10 protein-coding genes are annotated in these 14774 nt (G+C 62.5%); 9 read left to right on the forward strand and 1 reads right to left on the reverse strand.

What is annotated here, in order from left to right; all coding sequences use genetic code 11:
• Positions 1-274: 274 nt before the first annotated feature.
• Together KP004_RS07655 and KP004_RS07660 are read left to right on the forward strand one after the other, a co-directional pair.
• A complete protein-coding gene (locus KP004_RS07655; RefSeq protein WP_216801743.1) occupies positions 275-649 on the forward strand; it encodes a response regulator in 375 nt (124 codons plus the stop codon).
• A gap of 208 nt (positions 650-857) precedes the next feature.
• Positions 858-2495 (forward strand): ATP-binding protein, encoded by a 1638-nt coding sequence (locus tag KP004_RS07660; RefSeq protein WP_216801744.1) that lies wholly within the window; start codon positions 858-860, stop codon positions 2493-2495.
• Positions 2496-2564: 69 nt separating this feature from the next.
• Here the strand turns inward: KP004_RS07660 and KP004_RS07665 are convergent, their stop codons facing one another.
• Positions 2565-4694: a transglycosylase SLT domain-containing protein gene (locus tag KP004_RS07665; RefSeq protein WP_216801745.1), complete on the reverse strand. Its 2130-nt coding sequence runs from the start codon at positions 4692-4694 to the stop codon at positions 2565-2567.
• Positions 4695-4995: 301 nt separating this feature from the next.
• Here KP004_RS07665 and rnr point away from each other — a divergent pair, with 301 nt between their 5' ends.
• The 7 genes from rnr (at position 4996) to pilB (ending at position 14762) form a co-directional block, all read left to right on the forward strand.
• The gene (gene rnr / locus KP004_RS07670) at positions 4996-7209 is read left to right on the forward strand and encodes a ribonuclease R (RefSeq protein WP_216801746.1); all 2214 of its coding nucleotides are present in this window, start codon (positions 4996-4998) and stop codon (positions 7207-7209) included.
• Positions 7210-7290: 81 nt separating this feature from the next.
• Positions 7291-8139, forward strand: coding sequence for a twin-arginine translocase subunit TatC (tatC, locus tag KP004_RS07675; protein ID WP_216801747.1), 849 nt, complete (start codon positions 7291-7293; stop codon positions 8137-8139).
• A gap of 15 nt (positions 8140-8154) precedes the next feature.
• Positions 8155-9138: a bifunctional riboflavin kinase/FAD synthetase gene (locus KP004_RS07680; protein WP_216801748.1), complete on the forward strand. Its 984-nt coding sequence runs from the start codon at positions 8155-8157 to the stop codon at positions 9136-9138.
• A 146-nt stretch (positions 9139-9284) separates the two neighbouring features.
• Complete coding sequence (locus tag KP004_RS07685) at positions 9285-10283, forward strand: lysylphosphatidylglycerol synthase transmembrane domain-containing protein (protein WP_496197165.1); 999 nt, start codon at positions 9285-9287, stop codon at positions 10281-10283.
• A complete protein-coding gene (locus tag KP004_RS07690) occupies positions 10273-12129 on the forward strand; it encodes a protein O-mannosyl-transferase family (protein ID WP_216801750.1) in 1857 nt (618 codons plus the stop codon). The genes KP004_RS07685 and KP004_RS07690 overlap by 11 nt, the downstream gene beginning before the upstream one ends.
• A complete protein-coding gene (locus KP004_RS07695) occupies positions 12129-12983 on the forward strand; it encodes a shikimate dehydrogenase (RefSeq protein WP_216801751.1) in 855 nt (284 codons plus the stop codon). The genes KP004_RS07690 and KP004_RS07695 overlap by 1 nt, the downstream gene beginning before the upstream one ends.
• 72 nt (positions 12984-13055) lie before the next feature.
• Positions 13056-14762: a type IV-A pilus assembly ATPase PilB gene (gene pilB / locus KP004_RS07700; protein WP_216801752.1), complete on the forward strand. Its 1707-nt coding sequence runs from the start codon at positions 13056-13058 to the stop codon at positions 14760-14762.
• Positions 14763-14774: the final 12 nt, after the last annotated feature.

Consider the following 14774-nt stretch of genomic DNA (forward strand, 5'->3'; position numbering starts at 1 on the left):
AAGTGGACCCAAGCAGGGTGCTCATTATGCATATAATCAGTACACTGTCAATAAGGCAAACGGTGCCGCACCTGTCGCATCGAGTCGGCACCGAGGGGGTAGACACAGAGATTCAGGATACTGTTCAATGGGCATGTTGTCTAAGGGGTTATCGTTGTTGCAGGAGGCATAGAACGATGCGTTGAATGGATTAGATAATATTTACTTTTGCGTCTCCGGTGCTATCTTGTAACCGGCCTAGACGGCTGTTACTGCATCTGCCCAGGGGGCGTACATGCGGATACTGATAGCGGAAGATGACCCTACTATTCGTCAAATGATGGTCACCCTGCTGAGGCGGCTGGACCACGATTGCGAAGGTGTCGACAACGGGCGCAAGGCCGTGGAAATGTGGGAGCAGGACGGATTCGATTTCATTTTCATGGATGTTCAGATGCCGATCATGGACGGCCTGAGCGCAACCAGGACCATCAGGGAGAGAGAAGCCGCAAGGGGAGGGCACGTGCCGATCATCGCCCTCACTGCACATGCGATGGAGGAAGACAAGCAGCAGTGCCTCGCTGCGGGCATGGATGACTACCTTTCCAAACCGATTGACCTCGATTTACTGTTTTCCCTGCTGGAAAAGGATTACCCGCCGCGAAGCTGACCTTCTCACTTGCCTGCATCTCCCTTAATATCAAGCCGAAGCCAGTGGTCTTTCCCCAGGGGGGGCACCCGCAGGTCGGTTGCTCTCCGCCTTTCCGTCTCCCCCATCCTGTTCCCCCCAGCAGGAGATGTCCTTTTACAATAGGAGCCTTATGATATCTTAATGTGGTCCGGCGGCCTGGCATTCCTGCCTGCCCCAGGAGGTACCTATGAGTAAGGACGACTGGTTCGTTCAATCTGGCCGCAGCTTGACGAACTACCATCGTTTTCAGGAGCAGATCTTTGCGGAACAGGTGGATCAACTGTATCGGCTTGCTCCATTTGGGATGTTCGCAGCGACCATCAATGCGGTACTGGTATTTTTCGTGCTGAAGGACGTGATGCGGTTGAGTTATCTGACCACCTGGCTGGTGCTCGTGATTCTGGTGACCGCGTTGCGCTTTGTGCTTACCCTCCGCTATCTGAAAGGCAGCCGCGACCCGGCACTGGCTCAACGGTGGGCCAACAGGTTCCTGGTCGGCCTGGTAGTGGTCGGCATATGCTGGGGGGGGATCGGGGTTCTTCCCTATGAGCACGGTGTGCTGGCACACCAGGTGTTCGTCGCTTTCGTGTTGGGCGGCATGGCTGCGGGAGCGTCCACCACCTTCGCCACGGTCAGGCATGCCTATTCAGCTTTCGCCGTTCCGACGCTGGTGCCGCTCGCAGTGCACTTCATCCTGATCAACGATGCCTTTCACCTGGTCATGGCGGTCATGGTACTGGTATTCTGCCTCCTGCTGTGGCGCATTTCCGTGCACAACTACGAGCTCAACAGGACGTCGCTGCTTTTCAAGTACGAGAACCGGGAGGTCATAGAGACGCTGGAGCGGTCCAAGGAACGGGTTGATCACCTGAACGCGCAGCTGATGGCCGAAATCGGGGCGCGGGTCGTAGCCGAGGAGGAACTCCGGGCCCAACAGGAACAGCTCGAACAAGAGGTCGAGGAACGGACCGCGGCTCTGCGGGAGAGCAACGAGCTGTTGCTGAACGAGATCGAGGAGAGAAAGCAGTACGAGGCTGCCCTGCTGGAGACCGGGAAACGCCTGGCGGTGGCCCAGCAGAACGCGGAGGCGGCCAACCGGGCCAAGACCGAGTTCCTGGCCAACATGAGCCACGAGATGCGCACGCCGCTGGCCGGGGCGCTGGGGATGATGAAACTCGTGCTCGATATGGAAATAGGAGCCGAGGAGCGAAACCTGCTCGAGATGGCGAAGCGCTCCGCCGACTCCCTGGTGCGCATCATCTCGGACGTGCTCGACTTCTCACGCCTGGAAGCCGGCAAGATGACCTTCGAGCATAAGCCCTTCGCACTGACTGCGGTTGTGAAGTCGGCGGTGGAAGTCGTTTCCCTGGTGGCCGAGGAAAAGCGGCTGCGTCTTAGCTGGGAGGTGGACCGGATGCTGCCTGAGGTGCTGACCGGTGATGAGGGGAGGGTGCGCCAGGTGCTGGTGAATCTGCTCGGCAATGCGCTGAAATTCACCGAGCAGGGTGAGATAGAGGTGAAGGTGGGCCCGGCTGGCCAAGGAGAGGAGGGGATAATCCTGTTCTCGGTGCGCGATACCGGCATCGGCATCCCCGATGATCAGCTGGAGAGGATCTTCGGCAGGTTCACCCAGGTGGATTCGTCGTTGACCCGGCAACACGGCGGGACCGGGTTGGGGCTTGCCTTGACCCGGCAGATCGTGGAGAAGCTGGGAGGGCGAATCTGGGCTGAGAGCCGCGAAGGTGCAGGGAGCACCTTCTATTTCACCCTTCCTCTTACGGCGGCAGTCGACGGCCCATCGGCCGAGGATGTCGTTCCATCCTGAGCACACCTTCCGCGAGCGGTGTCCCTTGCCGGGTGCTCATCTCGCCTGCTCGTTACCTGCCACGATTGATCAACGTTCCCCGAAACGCATCGCAACCTTTTGCTGCGCGCTCTCCTGGTTTTCCTTGGGTGCCACCTTCTGCTGTTCCGCCTGCTTGAACGGGGGGAGGCGATACAGCCTCTGGTACATCTGCATGCTGCTCACCACCTTCTTGACGTACTCGCGGGTTTCCCGGAACGGGATGCTTTCCACGAACTCGTCCTGGGGAAGATCCCCGTAGGCTTTCTGCCAGCGCTTCACGTTGCCTGAACCCGCGTTGTAGGCGGCTACGGTCAGGGTGAGGTTCCGGTCGTACAGCTCCAACAGGTCCTTCAGGTGGCGCGTGCCCAGCTTGATGTTCAGGTCGGGGCTGGTGAGCCGTTTGGAGCCGCCCTTGGACATCGCCTCGGCGGTCTCGGGCATGATCTGCATCAGGCCGACCGCACCCACCGGCGAAAGGGCGGCCGGGAAGTAGTTGCTCTCGGTGCGCATCACCGCGTACACCAGGCTCTCCGGCACCGCGTGGGCCGCCGCGTTCTTGGCGACGTCGTCGCGGTAAGCCAGGGGATAAGTGACACCGAGGACGGTGCCGTTGTCCTTGTCGCCGCGCCTGGGTTTCTCGTTGGCCATGGTATGGTAGGCGCCGTTATAGTTGCCCATCTCCAGGTACAGTCTCGCGATCCCCGCCGGGTTCTTCCCCTTCTTGGAAAGAGAGAGTTCGCGGGCGGCCTCTTCGAAGAGCCCCAGGGCGATCAGCGCCTTCTCGCGCTCGAAACCGGACGGCAGGGGGAGCGCTTCCGCCATGTTCTTCGGGGGCTGCGGCAGCGAATCTCCCGCCTGGAACTGGTTGCTGATCAGGGCGTAGTACCCCAGGGGGAACTCGGTGCCGAGGGTGGTCAACGCCGCCTGGGCCCCCTTTTCGTCGCCGGTCCTGGCGAGAGTCCGGGCGAGCCAGTAAAGCGCCTTGTCCCGGAGGTCCTCGCGGTCGGCGAGCTTCCTGAACTGGGCGGCGGCCTCCTGGTAGTCACGGGCCTGGTAGCTGCACCAGGCCGCTTCCCACGGCACGTTGCCGTTTTTCTGGCTGGGTGCCATGGCCAGGTACTTCCTGAACAGCGGTACCGCTTCACTCCAGTGCCTTTGGAATCGTTTCAGGTAGGCGGCTTCCAGCATCGCCTCCTGGGCCACGGCGCCCGCTTTGGGGTCCTGGGCCAGCTTAAGGAAGAGCTGGAAGGCTTCGTCCCCCTTACCGGTTTTGTCGAGGGTGCGCGCCAGCCAGAGATCCGCCTCGGCGTTGGCGGGCAACGAGCCGAAGGTGCTTTGCGCCTGCTGATAACGCTTCGAGCGGTACAGGGACTGCCCCTTCTTGAACTTCACCTTGCGGGCGAACTCCTCGTTTTCGCCGCTGAGCGGGATCTCGGCGTAGGCCTCGGCCGCTTTCAGGTGGCGACCGAGGTTGGACAGGGTGCCGGCGCGCTTGTAGAGTTCGGCGCTGGTGTAGGGTTCGGTCTTGACCCCTGCCGCGGCGAGACTCTGCAGCTCCAGCGCTGCCTTGTCGCCGTAAGGCGAGGCGGGGTAGACCAGGTAGATGTTGCGCAGCACGGCCGCGGCTGCCGCGGTGTCGCCCAGCTTCACCTTGCACAGCGCGGAACCGAAGATGGCCGAGATGGAGTCGTTGCCGGAGGGGTAGCGTTCCACGAAGGTGGCGTAGCTTTGCTGTGCTTCCTTGGGGTAACCGGCCGCCGCGAGGGTGTCGGCGTAGAGGATCAGGGCCTGGCGCGCCAGGCGGCTGTCTGCGTGGTCCTTGAGCAGTTTGTACAGGGGAGGGAGTGCCTGATCGTGGCGCTGCAGTTTGGAAAGGGCGAGTCCCTGGTAGTAGAGGGCGTAATCGGCCAGCAGCGGGTATCCATCGGCCGCAGCCGGGAGCTGTGCCGCGGTCTCTTCCCACTGCTCCATCTTGGCCGCGGCCATTCCCGTCATGAAGGAGCGCAGCGCCGGATCGTTGATGGTAAGGGCGGCGTCGTGGGCCCCGCGGAAATCCTTGACTTGCATGCGCTGGGCGGCTGCGCTGAGCGAGGTGTCGGGCTTGTTGAGGTTGACGGCTGAGGCGGGAAGGGTGGCGTACAACACGATCGCTGCTGCTGCAATGGTACGGCAAAACATGGCTACTCCCTGTCGTTACAAAGGCTAACCCGTATTTGTACCGAAGCGCAGCGCAAAAGGCAATGCAAAAGCAATTGACAATTGACAATGGATAATTGGCAATGAAATCGATCCGCCGCCACACGCGCATCTCCTCCCCACGTCGCCGGATTCGTCCCCCTGGAGGGGGAACCGCGCCGAGGCGGCGCACGTTGTCAATTGTCAATTGTCCATTGTCAATTGGTCCGTCTTGACTTTCGGATGCCCCTTCTGCATTATCCAACGATGTTGATTTCACTATGGTTCGCGGAAGGGTTCTGCTATGCGCAAAGGTAAAGACGCGATTTTGAGGCTGCTCGGCAAAGGGGAGCCGGTACCGTACCGGCAGATGCTGAAGGCCCTCAACGTCTCCCGGCACGAGCGGGGGCGCCTGGACGACCTGCTCGATTACCTGGTGGAGACGGGGGAGATCGCCAAGCTTCCCGGGCGGATCTATACGGTGGCTGGGGCGGGTGACACCGTGCGCGGCAAGCTCTCCACCCACCGGGACGGCTACGGTTTCGTCATGCCCGAGGACGGCGGCGAAGACCTCTTCGTTCCAGCGCGCTACCTCGCTGAATATATGAACGGCGACATCGTCGAGGCGCAGGTGGTGTCGACCAGGCGCGACGGCAAGCGGGAAGGGCGCGTGACGGCCCTCGTGCAGCGCGGCGTCACCGAGATCGTCGGTCGCTTCGAGGCGGTCGGCAAGGGGGGGAGGGTGATACCCGACGACCCCAAGCTCGGGCGCGACCTGTTCGTCACCCCGGGGGCCGCCGGCGGCGCCTCCAAAGCCAAGACCGGACAGATCGTGCTGGCGGCGATCACCTCGTACCCGTCCGGCGCCCGGCCGCTCGAGGGACGCATCGTCGAGGTGCTGGGCGAGGCGGACGACCCCGAGGTGGAAGCACTCACCGTGATCAAGAAGTACGAGCTCCCGAACGTCTTCGACGCCAAGGTCATGGCGGAGGCGGAGCAACAGCCTCAGGAGGTGACCGATGAGGCACGCCAGGGGCGCGTCGACCTGCGCGAGAGGTTGACCGTGACCATCGACGGCGAGACCGCCCGCGACTTCGACGACGCGGTTTCCGTGGCGCGCGAGGGTGACAAGATCCGGCTCTGGGTTTCCATCGCCGACGTCTCGCATTACGTCGTGGAAGGCTCCCGCCTGGACACCGAGGCCTACCTGCGCGGCACCTCGGTCTATTTCCCGGATCGCTGCATCCCGATGCTCCCCGAGCAGCTCTCCAACGGCATCTGTTCGCTGAACCCCCAGGTGGAGCGGCTTACCATGACCGCGGAGATGCTTTTCGACGCGGCCGGTGCCCGGGTGGAGCAGAAGTTCTACACCAGCGTGATCAAGAGCGCGGCGCGACTCACCTACACCACCGTGAAGAAGATCCTGGTGGACCAGGATGCCGAGGCGATCGAGGCGAACCGGCACCTGGTCGCGGACCTCAAGGTGATGGAGGATCTGTCCCTCAGGCTGAATGCGGTGCGCAAGGGAAGGGGGAGCATCGATTTCGATCTTCCCGAACCGCAGATCGTTCTCGACCTGCAGGGGGAGACCACGGCCATCGTGCGCGCCGAGAGGAACCTCGCCCACCGCATCATCGAGGAGTTCATGCTGGCGGCGAACGAGGCGGTGGCCCATTTCCTGGAGACGACCCCCGTGCCGTCGCTGTACCGCATCCACGAGAACCCCGATCCGGTCAAGCTGCAGGACCTCTCCGAATTCGTCTTCGGTTTCGGCTACATCCTCAAGGTGATGGACGAGAAGGTGAGCCCAGTAGCCCTGCAGAAGCTCCTCGCCGAAGTGGCGGGGAAGCCCGAGGAGCGGCTCATCAACGAGGTGCTTCTGCGCTGCATGAAACAGGCCCGCTACAGCGCGGAAAACCTGGGCCACTTCGGCCTGGCCGCCTCGTCCTACACCCACTTCACCTCTCCGATACGGCGCTACCCGGACCTCGTGGTGCACCGTATCCTGAAGCGGGTGCTCTCCGGGAAGATGAAGGGGGTGGACAAGGACCGTCTGGAGGCGCGGCTCCCGGAGACGGCGCTGCACACCAGCAAGCGCGAACGCGTCGCCATGGAGGCCGAGCGCGAGATGGTCGACCTGAAGAAGATGCAGTTCATGCGGGACAAGATCGGGGAGGAGTACGACGGCTACATCACCGGCGTCGCCCCCTTCGGCCTGTTCGTCGAGCTCATCGATCTCTTCGTCGAGGGGATGGTTCCGGTCGCGACACTCCCCCAGGACTACTACGTGCACCTTGAGAAGAGCCACGCCCTGGTGGGGGAGCGAAGCCGCGCCATGTACCGCATCGCCGACAAGATCAGGGTGAAGGTGGCGGCGGTGAGCGAGCCGCGCAAGCAGGTGGAGTTCGCCCTGGTGGGCACCCTGGAAAAGCGGCCCATCGAGCCGATCGCGGACGTGCGCAACGCCTACCAGCGCATCCCCATCAAGGGGAAACGTCCCAAGCCCAGACGCCGCTGAAAGCTGTTGCGCTGGCTTTCTTCGCTGTGGTATAGAATTAGTTTGGGCTCTACGCGCCATTAATTAGGAGAAACAAGTTTTATGGTTCAAGAAAAGGTACTGCCGTTCATGGAGCACCTGGTAGAACTCCGGAAGCGGCTTATCGTTTGCGTGTTCGCCATCATCATAGGCATGGGGGTCGCCTGGAACTTTTCCACGGACCTCTTGAAGTTCGTGGAGCAGCCGCTCACCGGCAAGACCTACCTGTCCGATATCAAGAAATCCCTCTACGAAAAGGTGAAGCAGAGCTACCCGGAGGCGTACCAGCGCATGAAGCTGGGCGAGGAGCACGCCGTCGTGGAAAAGCAGCGCATGCTGAACTACAGCGCGCCGCTGGAGCCGTTCTTCGTGCAGTGCAAGATCTCCATGCTGGCCGGCCTGGTCATCGTGCTCCCGGTCCTTTTCCACCAGTTCTGGCTCTTCGTGGCGCCGGGGCTGACGCGCAAGGAGCGGCGGCTGGTGGTTCCCTTCGTCACCACGGCCTCGCTCGCCTTCTGCGCGGGGGCGATGTTCTTCCTGATCATCATCTGGCCGGTGATCATCAACTTCTCGCTCTCCTACGAGGCGAGTGGGTTGCAAAGCTGGTACAACATCTCGGCCTACATCAACTTCTGCCTGCGCCTGATCCTGATGTTCGGGCTCATCTTCGAACTCCCGATCCTTGCGCTGCTTTTGGCCCGCTTCGGCATCGTCAACTACCGCATGCTCGCCACGCGCAGAAAGTACGCGCTCCTGGCAAGCTCCATCGTCGCCGCCTTCCACGCTGACCTGGTGACCATGTTCGTCATCATGATCCCGCTCTATCTCATGTACGAGATCAGCATCTGGGTCGCGCTCGTCTTCGGGAAGAAGAAAGCACCCAAGGCGGATGTCGAGCCGGTCGAGGCCTGAGGGACAGTTCCGTTCATGGTCATTTTCAGAAGCGTCTCGGAAATCAAGGGGAAACTGCGCCGCCCGGTGGTCACCATCGGCAACTTCGACGGCGTGCATCTCGGGCACCGCGAGATCTTCCGCAGGGTGAGGGAAATCGCCCGCGAGATCGACGGCGTTTCCGTGGTGATCACCTTCGTGCCGCATCCTCTCAAGGTGGTGGCGGCACACAGGGAGGTGCGGCTGATCACCACCAGTCAGGAGAAGGACGCACTCATCGAGGGCTCCGGCATCGACTACCTGCTGGAGATCCCGTTCGATCAGGCCTTCGCCTCGATACCCGCGGCTGAATTCGTGCAGCGGGTACTGGTCGACGCGATCGGCCTCGAGCGGCTGGTGATCGGTTACGACTACGCCTTCGGTCGGGGCAGGGAAGGGGACGTGGGGCTTTTGAGGGAGCTGGGTACCCGCTTCGGCTACAGCGTCGAGGAGCTGCAGCCCATTTCCGACGGCGCCACGGTCTACAGCTCCACCGCGGTCCGCAGGCTGGTGAGCGCCGGCGACGTTTCCGCCGCCTCGCTGCTGCTGGGACGGCATTTCTCGGTCACCGGGAAGGTGGTGCACGGCCATGAACGCGGACGCGGCCTCGGCTTTCCCACCGCCAACATCGAGACGGAAAAGGACCTGATCCCGTCGGTCGGCGTTTACGCGGTCAAGGTCTGCCTCGGGGAACGGCTCCTGGACGGCGCCTGCAACATCGGCCCGAACCCGACCTTTGGCAACGACCGCCTTTCCATCGAGGTGTTCCTGCTCGATTTCGACGGGGACCTGTATGGCAGAGAAATCACCCTTTTCTTCATCGAACGGCTGCGCGGCGAGAAGCGCTTTGCCGGCCTCGATGAACTCAAAGCGGCCATCGCATCCGATGTGGAGCGCTGCCGCGAGATCCTCCGGCTGGCACGGCCGGTTGCGTCGGAAAGCGGCGGCGACTGGGATTGCATGGCGCCGGCAAAGCGTTGACGGGGAAACGTTAAAGGGGACAGGCACCTGACGGAGCCAGTCCCCCTGCCAGTCCCCGCCAGTCCCCTGCCGGCACCGCGCGGTGACCGGCAAGACCCCAGAAGACAGGAGCGAGATTGTTCACAGGAAAAACAGATAAAAAGCTCTTGTTCGGCCTTGCCATCAGCGCGCTCTGCCTCTTCTTTCTCTTCCGCAAGATCGATTTCCACAAGATGGCCGACGCCTTTGCCGGGCTGGACTACCGCTACCTGGTGCCGGCGCTGCTGCTCACCTTCGTCAGCTATTACCTGCGCGCCGTGCGCTGGAAATTCCTGCTGCTCCCCATCAAGAAAACCAGCATGGGCAACCTGTTCCCTTCCACCCTGATCGGTTACATGGCCAACAACCTGCTGCCGGCCCGGCTGGGGGAGCTGGTGCGCGCATATTCGCTGGGGAACAAGGAAGGAATCGATACCAGCGCCGTGTTCGCCTCGCTGGTCCTGGACCGTCTTTGTGACGGCTTCACCGTCCTTTTGGTGCTGCTGATCACCTTCTTCACCATCAGGCTCCCGGCCGGGATGGAAGGGATCCAGCACGGTCTGGTCACCGGCGGCTACATCACCTTCGCGCTGTACGTGGGCGTGCTCACCTTTCTCTTCCTGCTCAGGCGGCACACCGAGTTCACCCTCGGCATCGTGGCGCGCCTGGTGCGCCCGATCGCGCCGCACCTGGCCGAGAAGATCGAGGCCATGCTCCGCTCCTTCATTTCCGGCATCCGTTTCCCTGGCGACGTCGGCGGCGTCATCGGCATCCTGGTCAGCTCGTTGCTGATCTGGTTCACCGCGATCTGGCCCGTCGACCTGATGCTGCGGGCCTTCGGCGTCGTGCTCCCCGCGACGGCCGCCATGTTCATCATGGTGTTCCTGGTCTTCGCGGTCATGGTGCCGGCATCTCCGGGCTTCATCGGGACCCACCATCTGGCTTGCGTCACCGCCTTATCCGCCTTCCAGATCGGGAGCGAGCGGGCGCTCAGCATCGCGATCGTGATCCATGCCATGGGCTTTTTCCCCGTGACCCTCGCGGGCCTTGGCTGCCTGTGGCGGGACAAACTTTCCATCAAGAACATCAGCGAAAATACCTCTCAGGAGCAACTGCGTGAACAATAACGGAATCCTCGGCAGGCTGGACCACTTCGCCATCCTGGCCTTCAGCATCCCCTTGTTCATCTACCTTTTGACGCTGGCCCCCACGGTCACCTTTTTCGACAGCGGCGAGTTCCTGACCGCTATCGCGTCGCTGGGGGTCGCGCATTCGCCCGGGTACCCGCTGTTCATCAACTACGCCAAACCCTTCACCTTCCTCCCCATCGGCAGCGTCGCCTTCAGGATCAACTTCGCCACCGCGGTCTCGGCGGGCCTTGCCTGCTACGGCGTATACCTGCTGACCGTGAAGTTTCTCGAGGGAGAGGAAACCGCGTGGCAGGGGAAGGGCCGTACCCTCCCGGTGAAACTCTCGGCGCTGGCCGCGGCGGTCACCTTCGCCTGCACCGCGAGGCTGTGGCTGCAGTCCAATCACGACAAACCGTACCCGCTGCTGGCCTTTATCTGCGCAGTGGTTTTCTACCTGATGCTTTTATGGCGGGAGAGCTTTCTCGCCGGAGATGAACGCCCCGCCTACGTTTATCTCGGTGCCTTACTCTGCGGTCTGGGCGCCGGTGCGCACCAGATCATGGTGCTGATGATCCCTACCTACGCCTTTTTGCTCTGGTCCGCAGATCACCGCGTCGTCCTGCGTTTCAAGGAATTCTTCATCGCCTTCGCCTTCGGGGTGCTGGGGTTCGGGATTCACCTGCACCTGGTGGTGCGCGCCTTCCGGCAGCCGGTGCTCAACTGGGGTGACTCCAGGAACCTGGAGCAGTTTCTGTGGAACATCTTGCGCAAGGGTTACCCGACCGAGAAGCCCAACCGCGACCTGGGCCTGCTCTGGTCGCAGCTGAACGCCTTCAACATCCCCTTCGAGTTCACCGTGGTGGGGATGGCGCTGCTTATCATCGGGCTGGCGGTCCTCTTCTTCAAGAAGCGCGAACTGGTGCTGGGCTACCTGATCGCCCTGGCATCCTTCCTGGTGGTGATCGTCGGCTACTTCAACACCCCCGGCGAGTTGATCTTCCTGACCGAGGAATTCTTTACGCCGCTGTACCTCCTTTCCGCCGTCTTCATCGGGGTCGGGCTCTTCACCGTGTTCAAGGAGGCGGCCCAGCGCCTGCCCGATTCGACGCCGCTGCGCGTCGGGCTGCTCGCGCTGCTGTTCATGCTCCCGGTCACCATCTTTGCCCGCAACTTCGTTGAGAACGACCAGCACGAGAACTACATCGCCTTCGACTACGCGAGCAACACGCTCAGGTCACTGCCCCAGAACGCGGTGATGTACACCTGGGGCGACTCCGGGGCCTTCCCGCTGTGGTACCTGCAGGGAGTGGAGCGGATGCGCGAGGACCTCGACCTGCCGCACACCCCGCACCTGGTGTTCGACTGGTATCTGGACAGCATGCCGCGCATGTTCAAGGAGAGCCAGTTGCACAAGTTGCCGATGGAATACCGCTCGCCGGACAACACGCTGCTTACCTCGGTCATGGAGCAGTTCGGCCGCCGCCCCGTCTTCGTCGACTTCTCGACCAAGTACTCGATCAACTTCAGCAACCTCGCTCTGCACCAGCGCGGCATCACCTTCCGTCTGGACAGCCCGAGCGTGCCGCAGTCTCCGCCTGACCTGGACACCTGGCCCATGTACTCCCTGCGCGGGGTACTGGGCGACCACGACATGTTCTTCCGCGACCTCGACACCGGCAAGGCGATCCTCATCTACGCTGCCGCCCTCATCGAATCGGGACAGACCCGTCTGCGTATGGGGCAGAAGGAGGCCGGGGTGCGCGACCTGCAGATCGCGGCGGCGATCTCGCCCGAGAACAAGCCGCAGATCGACGCCCTATTGAAGGCGAGCGGGGTGCGCTGATGACGATCACGGGCAAGACCACGGTAACCGGGATCATCGGCTGGCCGGTGTCCCATTCGCTCTCGCCGGTCCTGCATAACGCGGCCTTCCGGGCGCTTGACCTGGACTGGATCTACGTCCCGTTTCCGGTGGCGCCCGAGCGTCTCGCGCAAGGGGTGGCCGGGCTCGCTTCGGTCGGCGTGGCCGGTTTCAGCGTCACCATCCCCCACAAGGTGGCTATTATCCCGCTGCTGGACGAGGTTACTCCCGAGGCCGAACTGATCGGCGCGGTCAACACGGTGGTCGTGCGTGAAGGCAGGCTCACCGGGCACAACACCGACGGCATCGGCCTGATCGCCGCCCTGCGCGACAAGCTCTCCTTCTCGCCGCAGGGGAAGCGCATCCTTGTGCTGGGTGCGGGGGGGGCGGCCCGCAGCGCCGTGGTCTCGCTGGCCCTGGCCGGAGCCGCCGGCGTCACCATAGCCAACCGGTCGCCCGATGCGGCCCAGGGCCTGGCGCACCTGGTCGCGCCGCGGTTGCCCCGGACCGAGTTCGCGACCGGGGGGCTCGGGATCCTCTCCGACCCGGGCTTTCTGGCCGGCTTCGACCTCGTGGTCAATACGACTTCGGTCGGGATGGCGGGAGACGCCTTCGCCGGCCTCGCGTTATCCGCCCTAAAGCCGGGGGCGTGCGTTTACGATATGGTATACGCCCCCCCCGTCACGCCGCTGCTGGCCCAGGCCGGGGCGCTGGGCATTTCCTGCGCCAACGGTTTGGGGATGCTGGTCGCGCAGGGGGAGGCTGCATTCAGGATCTGGACCGGGGCGACCCCGCCCGCCGGGTGCATGGAGGGCGCGCTGGCTGCGGTTTTGTAGGTTCCAGCAATTCCTTGACATTAACGCGATTACAAAATACCATTCACAGGATCTTTAACCCCTGAGGTAGCTATGCACGTAAGCAGACTGGGTGAACTGCTGGTCACAAACAACCTGATCACCAAGGAACAGCTGAAGCAGGCGCTCGCTGAACAAAAGTCTGCGGGCGGTCAACTGCGTCTGGGCTCCATCCTGGTACGTGACGGACTGATCAACGAAGCAGATCTCACCTCCTTTCTCTCGAAACAATACGGTGTGCCGACCATCAATCTCGCCGACTATGAGGTGGATGCCGCGGTCATCAAGGCAATCCCTGCCGAGATCGCCCACAAATACCAGATCGTGCCGGTGAACAGGGCCGGTTCCACGCTCATCATCGCGATGAGCGACCCGAGCAACATCTTCGCCATCGACGACATCAAGTTCATGACCGGGTACAACGTCGAAGTGGTCGTGGTCGCCGAGAGTGCCATCAAGGCCGCCATCGACAGGCTCTATGACCAGAGCGCCTCGCTTGCCGACGTCATGAACGACCTCGACATGGAGGACCTGGAGGTCATCGGGGACGAGGAGGAGGTGGATGTCGGCTCCCTGGAGCGCGCCACCGAGGACGCACCGGTTGTCAAGCTGGTTAACCTCATCCTCACCGACGCCATCAAGAAGAAGGCCTCCGATATCCATATCGAGCCCTACGAGAAGTACTTCCGGGTGCGCTACCGTATCGACGGCGTGCTCTACGAGGTGATGAAGCCTCCCCTGAAGCTTAAAAACGCCATTACTTCCCGCATCAAGATCATGAGTGAACTGGATATCGCCGAGCGGCGTCTGCCCCAGGACGGTCGCATCAAGATCAAGCTCGGCGGCGGCAAGGACATGGACTTCCGCGTCTCGGTGCTCCCCACCCTGTTCGGCGAGAAGATCGTTCTGCGTCTTCTCGACAAGAGCAACCTGCAGCTGGACATGACCAAGCTCGGCTACGAGCCCGAGGCGCTGGCTCACTTTCAAAAGGAGATCCACAAGCCGTTCGGCATGGTGCTGGTCACCGGCCCTACCGGCAGCGGCAAGACGGTCTCGTTGTACTCGGCGCTCTCGGAGCTCAACAAGGTGACCGAGAACATCTCCACCGCCGAGGACCCGGTCGAGTTCAACTTCGCCGGCATCAACCAGGTGCAGATGCACGAGGACATCGGCCTCAACTTCGCGGCCGCCCTGCGCGCCTTCCTGCGCCAGGACCCCGACGTTATCATGATCGGCGAGATCCGCGACTTCGAGACCGCCGAGATCGGCGTCAAGGCCGCGCTCACCGGTCACCTGGTGCTCTCGACCCTGCACACCAACGACGCGCCCTCGACGATCAACCGTCTGCTCAACATGGGCATCGAGCCCTTTCTGGTCGCCTCCGCCGTCAACCTGATCACTGCCCAGCGCCTGGCGCGCCGCGTCTGCAGCGAATGCAAGGTGGTGGAGGAGGTCCCGGTACAGGCACTGATCGCCGCCGGGCTCCCGGCCGATCAGGCGTCGTCCGTGGTCTGCTACCACGGTACCGGCTGTCCCAAGTGCAACGGCACAGGTTACAAGGGGAGGGTGGGCTTCTACCAGGTCATGCCGATGCTGGAGCCTATCCGCGAGTTGATCCTGAACGGAGCCAACACCGCCGAGATCAAGCGCGAGTCGATGCGCCTGGGGGTGAAGACCATGCGCCAGTCCGGCCTCACCAAGCTCGTCGAGGGGGTAACCTCCTTCGAGGAAGTGCTGAGGGTCACGGTGGCGGACGACTGACGGCTGCGGCAC

The sequence above is a fragment of the Geomonas oryzisoli genome (assembly GCF_018986915.1).
In the GTDB taxonomy this organism is placed as follows: domain Bacteria; phylum Desulfobacterota; class Desulfuromonadia; order Geobacterales; family Geobacteraceae; genus Geomonas; species Geomonas oryzisoli.